The organism is Iodobacter sp. (assembly GCF_025352645.1).
Taxonomy (GTDB): domain Bacteria; phylum Pseudomonadota; class Gammaproteobacteria; order Burkholderiales; family Chitinibacteraceae; genus Iodobacter.
This window is the reverse complement of the sequence record NZ_JANXSO010000007.1, coordinates 20225-28545: the sequence shown is the minus strand read 5'-3', so window position 1 is coordinate 28545 and position 8321 is coordinate 20225. Positions and strand designations below refer to the sequence as shown.

At 48.9% G+C, this 8321-nt stretch carries 8 protein-coding genes; all 8 read right to left on the bottom strand.

What is annotated here, in order from left to right:
• Positions 1-229: 229 nt before the first annotated feature.
• The gene (locus Q0R17_RS00710) at positions 230-727 is read right to left on the bottom strand and encodes a FixH family protein (protein WP_293931056.1); all 498 of its coding nucleotides are present in this window, start codon (positions 725-727) and stop codon (positions 230-232) included.
• 2 nt (positions 728-729) lie between these two features.
• Positions 730-2166, bottom strand: a complete 1437-nt coding sequence (gene ccoG, locus Q0R17_RS00705) for a cytochrome c oxidase accessory protein CcoG (RefSeq protein WP_293931054.1) — start codon at positions 2164-2166, stop codon at positions 730-732.
• Positions 2167-2304: 138 nt separating this feature from the next.
• Positions 2305-3213: a cytochrome-c oxidase, cbb3-type subunit III gene (ccoP, locus tag Q0R17_RS00700; RefSeq protein ID WP_293931053.1), complete on the bottom strand. Its 909-nt coding sequence runs from the start codon at positions 3211-3213 to the stop codon at positions 2305-2307.
• A 19-nt stretch (positions 3214-3232) separates the two neighbouring features.
• Entirely contained in the window at positions 3233-3376 is a 144-nt protein-coding gene (locus Q0R17_RS00695; protein WP_293931059.1) for a cbb3-type cytochrome c oxidase subunit 3, read from the bottom strand.
• Between the two features lie 30 nt (positions 3377-3406).
• Positions 3407-4021 carry a cytochrome-c oxidase, cbb3-type subunit II gene (gene ccoO / locus Q0R17_RS00690; protein WP_293931058.1) on the bottom strand — a complete coding sequence of 205 codons (615 nt, stop codon included), beginning with the start codon at positions 4019-4021 and terminating at the stop codon, positions 3407-3409.
• Positions 4022-4050: 29 nt separating this feature from the next.
• Positions 4051-5472, bottom strand: a complete 1422-nt coding sequence (gene ccoN, locus Q0R17_RS00685) for a cytochrome-c oxidase, cbb3-type subunit I (protein WP_293931051.1) — start codon at positions 5470-5472, stop codon at positions 4051-4053.
• Positions 5473-5681: 209 nt separating this feature from the next.
• Positions 5682-5888: a cbb3-type cytochrome oxidase assembly protein CcoS gene (gene ccoS / locus Q0R17_RS00680; protein ID WP_293931049.1), complete on the bottom strand. Its 207-nt coding sequence runs from the start codon at positions 5886-5888 to the stop codon at positions 5682-5684.
• Positions 5889-8297 (bottom strand): heavy metal translocating P-type ATPase, encoded by a 2409-nt coding sequence (locus tag Q0R17_RS00675; protein ID WP_293931047.1) that lies wholly within the window; start codon positions 8295-8297, stop codon positions 5889-5891.
• Positions 8298-8321 lie beyond the last annotated feature (24 nt).

Genomic DNA, 8321 nt, shown 5'->3' with positions numbered 1-8321 from the left:
CCATGTTGCTTGGCGATCGTTTTAATACCTGCTTCGCCCGTTAACTATTGCTGAACGGCAGTAAGTTTGAATTGCATTGTGTACTTGGACATAAAAACACCCCAAAAATGGACGGGTGTCCAACTTTTGGGGTGCAGTTCAGCAGTAGGCTTTTTTTATGATAAATCATCTGATGGCGTTGCTTGCTGCGCTCTGTTTGATTTTGCTAGGGCAAGCAGCGCCTCTCTAGTTATGTTGTGGGCTTGAGCTGCAGGGCTTCGGCATCACTGATGGACCACTCCGCTTTTAAACGCCATTGCTTGCTGGTGTCGGCCAATTCCACCTGCCAGCGAGGCTGGGTGAGGGCATTGCTTAGCTTGCCAACATAAAATTGTGGCGCTTGCTTATGTAAAATAATGGTTTGGTCTTGACCCGCACGGGTAGGGTGCATCAGCTTGAGTACCAAGTCACCAGCAATCGCCTTATTCAGCTGAATACGGATGGACTTACCGTCTTCACCCAGCATTAATTGCCCACTTAGGCCTAAGTTTGTGGCTTTGATGTCGCGATCGAGCTGGCTGTTTATTTCTTGCCCTTCCTTATAATAATCATCGCTGACCAAGCCATCGTCGCTTTGAACGGCTTGAAAAAACAAATTAACCCCACCGACAACGGCAACGGTGGGGAATAAAATCAGTAGCCATACAAATCGGTGCTTGTACCAAGGTTCTGTGGTTTCGTTTTGCATCTTTAGCGTCCTATAAAACTAGCTTTTTCTGTACTGGTGATGGTTGGGTTATCTGTGGCGGTAATAATAAAGTGGATTTCATGTCCGCCAGCCCCAGCAAGATTTGGTTCAATTTGCACACGAACACCAATATCTTGGCTGGCCGTGGCCTCTACAAAGATCTGACCTGAGCCTTCCACAATGGTTCGTGAATTGGCGATCCCTGTCGCTATAATCGTGTAGCTATGTGCTTTTTCATCGGTATTTTGAATCTGTAAGCGATAACTATTTTCTAGCCAGCCATCATCTGCTTCCCTCACCATGGCAACACGGTCTCTAGAAATATTGACTTTGATGGGTTTACGCATGACTAAAGAGCTTACGGTAATGCCCATAATAATAAACAGCAGTAAGACATACATCATCACACGGGGGCGGGTGATTTTTTTGATGATGTCTCGCTCAGGGTATTTATGCTCCAGCGCGTTTTCTGTGGTGTAACGAATTAGCCCGCGTGGATATTCCATTTTATCCATGATTTCATCACAGGCATCAATACAGGCGGCGCAACCAATGCACTCGTATTGCAAGCCATCACGGATATCGATGCCAACGGGGCAAACTTGCACGCATACCGTGCAATCAATGCAATCGCCTAAGCCCGCCGCTTTGTAATCGCTGCCTTTTTTACGGCTACCGCGTGCATCTCCACGCTCGGCATCATAAGAAATAATCAGTGTGTCCGCATCAAACATGGTGCTCTGAAAGCGGGCGTAGGGGCACATATACTTACAAACCTGCTCACGCATCCAACCGGCATTGCCATAGGTGGCAAAACCATAGAAAAACACCCAGAAGGTTTCCCAAGGGCCTAGGCCAAACTGAGTAACTTCGGTCCAGAGTGCGCGAATCGGCGTGAAATAACCCACAAAGGTAAAACCTGTCCACAGCGAGAAGATGATCCATATGCTGTGTTTGATGGCTTTTAGGCGTATTTTACGTGCGCTGCTGGGGGCGTTATCCAGCTTGATGCGCGCCATGCGATCGCCTTCTACCCATTTTTCTATCCAAAGAAAAATCTCGGTATAGACGGTTTGTGGACAGGCATAACCACACCACAGCCGCCCTCCGGCAGTGGTCCAAGCAAATAGCCCAATCGCACTAGCAAGTAGTAGGGCAGTAAGATAGATAAAATCTTGCGGCAAGAAAACAAAGCCGTAAATATAAAAAGTGTGTTCGGTGATATTGAATAGCAATGCTTGGCGGCCATTCATTTGTAGCCAAGGCATGCCGTAGAAGAAGAGCTGAGTGATGATAACAAACAGAATACGCCAGCGATTAAACAGGCCATTTACCCAGCGCGGGTAGATTTTTTTATGCTTGCTGTAAAGGTGGATCTCTTCGTATTCGCCATCGTCTTTGATGACGGTAACGGGAATATCTCTTAATTTTTTACTCATTTCTTTACCTGCTCCAGGCAAAATGTTTTGCGTTAGTGGCAACACAAAGCATTTCGATCAAGGAAAAACGGGCGGGATAAACCCGCCCGTTTAAAACATAAAGTGCGGGGGAAACCCCAGCCCACCCCCTATGCTTTCCTACTTTACTTTCTGATTGTTGGAAAGGCCATAAACATAGCCAGCCAATAAATGCACTTTGGCATCGCCTAAGAACTCTTTCCATGCTGGCATCACATTGCTGCGACCATTGGTAATCGTTTCAATGATCGTGGCTTCAGAGCCGCCATATAGCCAAGTATTGTCTGTTAGATTTGGCGCGCCTAAGGCTTGATTGCCCTTGCCGTCGGCACCATGACAGGCTACACATGTTTGCTTGAATGTTTCTGCACCACGGCTTGCACGTAGTTCATTGCGTGGCTTGCCAGCGATTTGTAATACATAGTTGGCGACGTCTTTTACTTTTTCCTCACCAAATACAGCACCCCAAGCAGGCATTTGCCCATGACGGCCATTTGCAATGGATTCCATGATGTTGTCAGGCGTGCCACCGTATAACCAATCGCCATCCGTCAGGTTTGGAAAACCCTTAGCGCCGCGTGCATCTGCGCCATGACACTGAATGCAGTAAGTCAGAAATAGGCGTTTACCCATGTCTCTGGCTTCTTGATTCTGTGCAACAGCCGCAATCGGCATTTTGGAATACTTATCGTATAGCCCTTGGTATTTAGAATTGGCTTGCACCACTTCTTTGCCATATTGGTTGGTCGATGTCCATTTCCATGCGCCGCCCCAAATGCCAGGGTAGAGCACCAGATAGACCACGCCAAAAACGATGGTCATATAAAACATCATGACCCACCAGCCCGGCAACGGATTGTTGAATTCTTCTAAATCTCCATCCCATTTATGGCCAGTTACATCGGCATTTTCACCTTTTTTGAGCTTAACAACACCTTGGCTCATTAAAAGCAAAGTCATTGCCACAATACCGCCGATCACAATGATCGCGATCCAATAATTCCAAAAGATACTTTGAAAATCTGTCATTTTTTATATCCTCTAGAAATCAGGAGGTCTTGTTTGATGAGGGCAGATCATCATCAAGGAACGGTTGCTGTGCCGCTTCATCAAAAGATGCTTTGCTGTTTTTGCTGCAGGCCCAAATGATGATGCCCACAAAACAAATGAAACTGACTACGGTAGAGAGCACGCGTAGATTGTTTAAGATTTCCACGATGAATTACCTCTTGTTCTTGAGTGCAAGACCCAAGCCTTGTAGGTAGAAAATCACAGCTTCCATTTCTGTTTTGCCTTCAGTCGCGGCTACAGAGCCTTTGATATCAGCGTCAGAGTATGGATCGCCAAGTTTACGCAAGGCTGTCATTTTGGCTGGCAGAGCGGCAGAGTCCACCTTGTTTGCCGCTAAGAAGGCAAAGGCAGGCATGTTTGACTCTGGCACAACATCGCGCGGATTCATTAAGTGAGCACGATGCCATTCGTCAGAGTAACGCGCACCCACACGGGCTAAATCTGGCCCTGTGCGTTTGGAACCCCACTGAAATGGACGATCGTAAACAGATTCACCTGCTACAGAGTAATGCCCGTAACGCTCAGTTTCTGCGCGGAAAGGGCGAATCATTTGTGAGTGGCAGTTATAGCAACCTTCGCGCACAAAAATATCGCGTCCAGCCAAGGCTAGGGCGGTGTAAGGTTTTACCCCTTCGATAGGCTTGGTGGTGGAGTTGCTAAACATCAGCGGTAAAATTTCTACCAGCATGGCAATGCTTAAGGTCAGTAACGTCAGAATGATTAAGTAGGCGACGTTTTGCTCGACCTTTGCTTGCAGTTGGTTCATAAAGTTTTTCATGATTTATCTCCTCTTGATCAGGCGTGTTGAGCAATGGCCGGAATTTTGGCATCGACAGCTTGGCCAGAAAAAGCGGTACGCAGTACGTTGTAAAGCATCAATATCATGCCCGACAAGAAGCACAGACCACCCAAGAAGCGGATAAAGTAATACGGATACGATGCTTTAACTGAGTCAATAAAGGCGTAAGTTAAAGTGCCATCAGTATTAACTGCACGCCACATCAAGCCCTGCGTTACACCGGCAATCCACATGGAAGAGATGTAAAGCACCACGCCAATCGTCGCGATCCAGAAGTGGGTATCGATCAGTTTTACCGAATACATTTCTTCTTTGTTAAACAGGCGAGGGATGAGGTAGTAAATTGAGCCGATAGTAATCATGGCCACCCAGCCTAAAGCGCCGGAGTGCACGTGACCAATGGTCCAGTCTGTGTAATGCGATAGCGCGTTCACTGTTTTGATGGCCATCATCGGGCCTTCAAAAGTGGACATGCCGTAGAACGACAATGCAGTAACGAGGAATTTCAGGATGGGATCGGTACGCAGCTTATGCCATGCACCTGATAGCGTCATAATCCCGTTAATCATACCGCCCCAGCTTGGAGCCAGCAGAATCAAGGAGAACACCATACCCAAAGATTGAGTCCAATCTGGCAGCGCGGTGTAATGCAAATGGTGCGGGCCAGCCCACATATAAGTGAACGATAGCGCCCAAAAGTGCACCACGGACAGACGATAGGAGTAAACCGGACGTCCCGCTTGCTTTGGCACAAAATAGTACATCATGCCTAAGAAGCCAGCGGTTAAGAAGAACCCTACCGCATTGTGCCCATACCACCATTGCACCATCGCATCGACAGCGCCGGAGTAAACCGAGTATGACTTGGTGGCAGACACAGGAATCGCCAAGCCGTTAACGATGTGCAGCAGCGCTACAGCAAGAATAAACGCACCATAAAACCAGTTGGCAACGTAGATATGCTTCACTTTGCGCTTAGCAATCGTGCCAAAGAATACGATCGCGTAAGCTACCCAAATCACGGCGATCAACCAAGTGATTGGCCATTCTAGCTCGGCGTATTCTTTGCCACGGGTGTAACCCATAGGCAGAGTGATGGCGGCCAGCACAATCACCAGTTGCCAGCCCCAAAAATGGAAGGCTGCCAGCTTGTCGGAGATCAAACGCACATTACAGGTGCGCTGAACCACGTAATAGGATGTTGCAAATAAACCGCTACCACCAAACGCAAAAATAACTGCGTTAGTGTGTAGTGGTCGTAAGCGGCCAAAATGAAAGTAAGGGCCAAAATTAAGTTCTGGCCAGTACATCTGGGCAGCGATGATCACGCCAACCAGCATCCCGACAATCCCCCAAATGACTGTCATGATGGCAAATTGCCGCACCACTTTATAGTTGTATGTACCTTGGTGTTCCATGCGAGCTCCGATTGATCTCCAACAGCTTGGACTTTGAATTTTTGACTTGAAAAATGTACAACCTGTCTGCATTTAACTAGTTGTAAGGAAGAAACTGGTTTTTTGCTGGTTGTGAATATTTCTTATGTAATTATGCTAACTGAACTTTAGCTGCTTCAGTCGGCGTTCTTATTGACGAACATCAATGCCTTTCGTCAGATCGCGGCATTTTACACCCCGTCAGACTTAAATTCCTTGTTTTTTCTTTCGTCTGCGGAACTTTTCTCTACGAGCAGGCTGTCATCATCTTGCAAAATCTGCCAGCCAGGCCCCTCCATATCATCAAATTGCCCTCCTCTGAGCGACCACCAAAATAGAATTCCAATTAAAAACACCAACAAGACGGAAAGAGGAATCAACAAATAAAGGCTTTCCATTTAGCTTTTTCCTTTGAGCCGTAAGGCATTGAGTACCACCAAAAGCGAGCTGCTGGCCATGCCTAGGCTAGCAATCCATGGAGTAATCAGGCCGCAGACGGCTAAGGGTAACGCGGCTAGGTTATAAACAATGGCCCAGACTAAATTTTGACGAATAATTGTGCGGGTTTTTTTTGCAAGGGCTAGCGCTTTGGGAAGCCGATCCAGCTGATTATTGAGTAGCACCATATCGCCTGCGGCATGAGCTACATCGACCCCAGCCCCCATTGCCATAGAGACATCGGCTTGCGCTAAAACGGGCGCATCGTTGACGCCATCTCCCAGCATTAATACTCGGCGGCCCTGTTGTTGCAGTGTGTTGATGTAAGCCAGCTTATCCCTGGGCGTTGCTCTGCCGACAGCGTTTTCAATATGCATGCTTAAAGCTAAAGCTTGTACGGTAGCGTTGCTATCGCCCGATACAAGGTGCAGGCGTAAGCCGGTAGCCTGCAAGGCGGCTACAGATGCGGCTGCGTCAGAGCGCAGGGTGTCCGCCACAATAAAAGCACCTAACCATGCTGTTTTGCTTGCTAACGCAATTAAGCTTCCTTCTGCTTTGCGGATGGATTCAGGCATCAGCATGCTGCATTGCCTGTTTACAAAATCAGGATGGCCGATGTAATACAGCTGGCCATCCACCATGCCACTTAAGCCGCCACCGGGGTAGGTTTGAATTTCTTGAGCCAAGGGTACGTCTGGCAAAATAAAGGCACGGGCTAAGGGATGAGCGGAGCTGGCCTCTAGCGAGGCAGCAATTTGGCGGGCTTCTGCTTCTTTTTTGTGACTAGCGATATATTGTTGGATGCGTGGTTCGCCATGGGTAAGGGTGCCGGTTTTATCCAGCATCACGTCGGTGATTTTAGCCAGCGCTTCTAAGGAGGGGCTATTGGCAACCATAAGCCCTAATTGGGCTAAATGCCCCATGGCGGCGGTAAGTGCAACGGGTGTGGCAAGAGCCAGGGCACAGGGGCAGGAGATGACCAGCACCGAAACCATGATGGGCAGAGCGTGGATGGGATCGTGTTGATTCCAATACAACCATGCCAAGGCGGCTGTCATTAAAAGCGCCGCAGTAAACCAGCCGGCTACCTGTTCAGCAAGCAGGGCGAGGCGTGGCTTTTGCGCCAGTGCTTGATCGAGCAAACGCACGATGGCCGCAAGGCGGGTATTTTCACCAATCTGGCTGACTTCGATATGTAGTGGAGCGGCTAAATTGAGCGTGCCCCCTGTGACTGGCATGCCGGTGGTTTTGGGGATGGCCAGGCTTTCGCCCGTCAGTAGTGCCTCGCTAACCGCCCCTTCGCCTTGGCGAACAATGCCATCGGCAGGGATGGTTTCGCCTGATTTAACCAGGATTTTTTCACCCACTTTTAGGCTGCTAACGGTAACTTCTATCGTCCCTTGCCCATCAATTTTATGTGCAAAGGCGGGGATGAGTTTGACCAGTTGCTCTGTTGCCGCGCCTGCTTTACGCCGCGCTGCCATTTCTAGGTAGCGCCCAGTAAGCAGTAAAAATACAAACATCGAGACCGAGTCAAAGTAAATCTCGCCATGTCCGGTAAGCAGTGTGTAGCAGCTGGCAATAAAGGCTGTGAGCACGCCAATGGCCACGGGTAAGTCCATGCCGGTGCGACGGCGTTTTAAATCTCGCCAGCTTGAAACATAAAAAGGCATCGCTGAATAGAGTACTACCGGCAGGGTAAGAATTAGGCTGGCCCAGTGCATAAGATGCAGCCACTCTGGGGCGATTTCACCGGCCCTAGCCATATAAATGGGCACAGAAAACATCATGACTTGCATCATGGATAGGCCCGCTATCCATAACCGCAGTAGGGCGCTTTTACGCTGCTTTTGCCATCCCGCTTCTTGCTTGGCTTGATCATAAGGCTGAGCACGATAACCAATTGCGGCAATCGCTTGCAATATGCTGGAAAGCTGAATAAGGCGCTCATCCCAGCGCACACGGGCGCGGTGAGTGCTGTAATTGATGCTGGCTGATAATACGCCAGGAAGCTGACGAATATGGCGCTCATTAAGCCAAATACAGGCGGTGCAGCTAATGCCCTCCAAAATCAGTGATGCTTCGCGGATATCGCTGTCGATATTGAGTACAAAGCTGGCTTGCAGGCTGCTGTCGTCATACAGATTGAGCTGGGCAAGGATTTCATCCGGTAGGGGCTGGGCTCGGTCTGCTGGGCGATCTCGTTCGGTGTAATAGCTATCTAAACCGCTTTGAATAATAGTCGTAGCCACGGCTTGGCAGCCTGCGCAGCAGGTGGCTTGCTCTACTTGCTTATACATAACGGGGAAGTGGTCAGGTGCCAAAAGTGGCTCGCCACAATGAAAGCAGTTGCTGCGGGGAGAGGTCATAAGCTGAGTTGGCCAAAAGGAGGG

Excerpts from the sequence above, each read along its gene's own strand:
- Q0R17_RS00710 (WP_293931056.1), bottom strand. The coding sequence starts at position 727 with ATGCAAAACGAAACCACAGAACCTTGGTACAAGCACCGATTTGTATGG.
- ccoG (WP_293931054.1), bottom strand. The coding sequence starts at position 2,166 with ATGAGTAAAAAATTAAGAGATATTCCCGTTACCGTCATCAAAGACGAT.
- ccoP (WP_293931053.1), bottom strand. The coding sequence starts at position 3,213 with ATGACAGATTTTCAAAGTATCTTTTGGAATTATTGGATCGCGATCATT.
- ccoO (WP_293931058.1), bottom strand. The coding sequence starts at position 4,021 with ATGAACCAACTGCAAGCAAAGGTCGAGCAAAACGTCGCCTACTTAATC.
- Q0R17_RS00675 (WP_293931047.1), bottom strand. The coding sequence starts at position 8,297 with ATGACCTCTCCCCGCAGCAACTGCTTTCATTGTGGCGAGCCACTTTTG.
- ccoS (WP_293931049.1), bottom strand. The coding sequence starts at position 5,888 with ATGGAAAGCCTTTATTTGTTGATTCCTCTTTCCGTCTTGTTGGTGTTT.
- ccoN (WP_293931051.1), bottom strand. The coding sequence starts at position 5,472 with ATGGAACACCAAGGTACATACAACTATAAAGTGGTGCGGCAATTTGCC.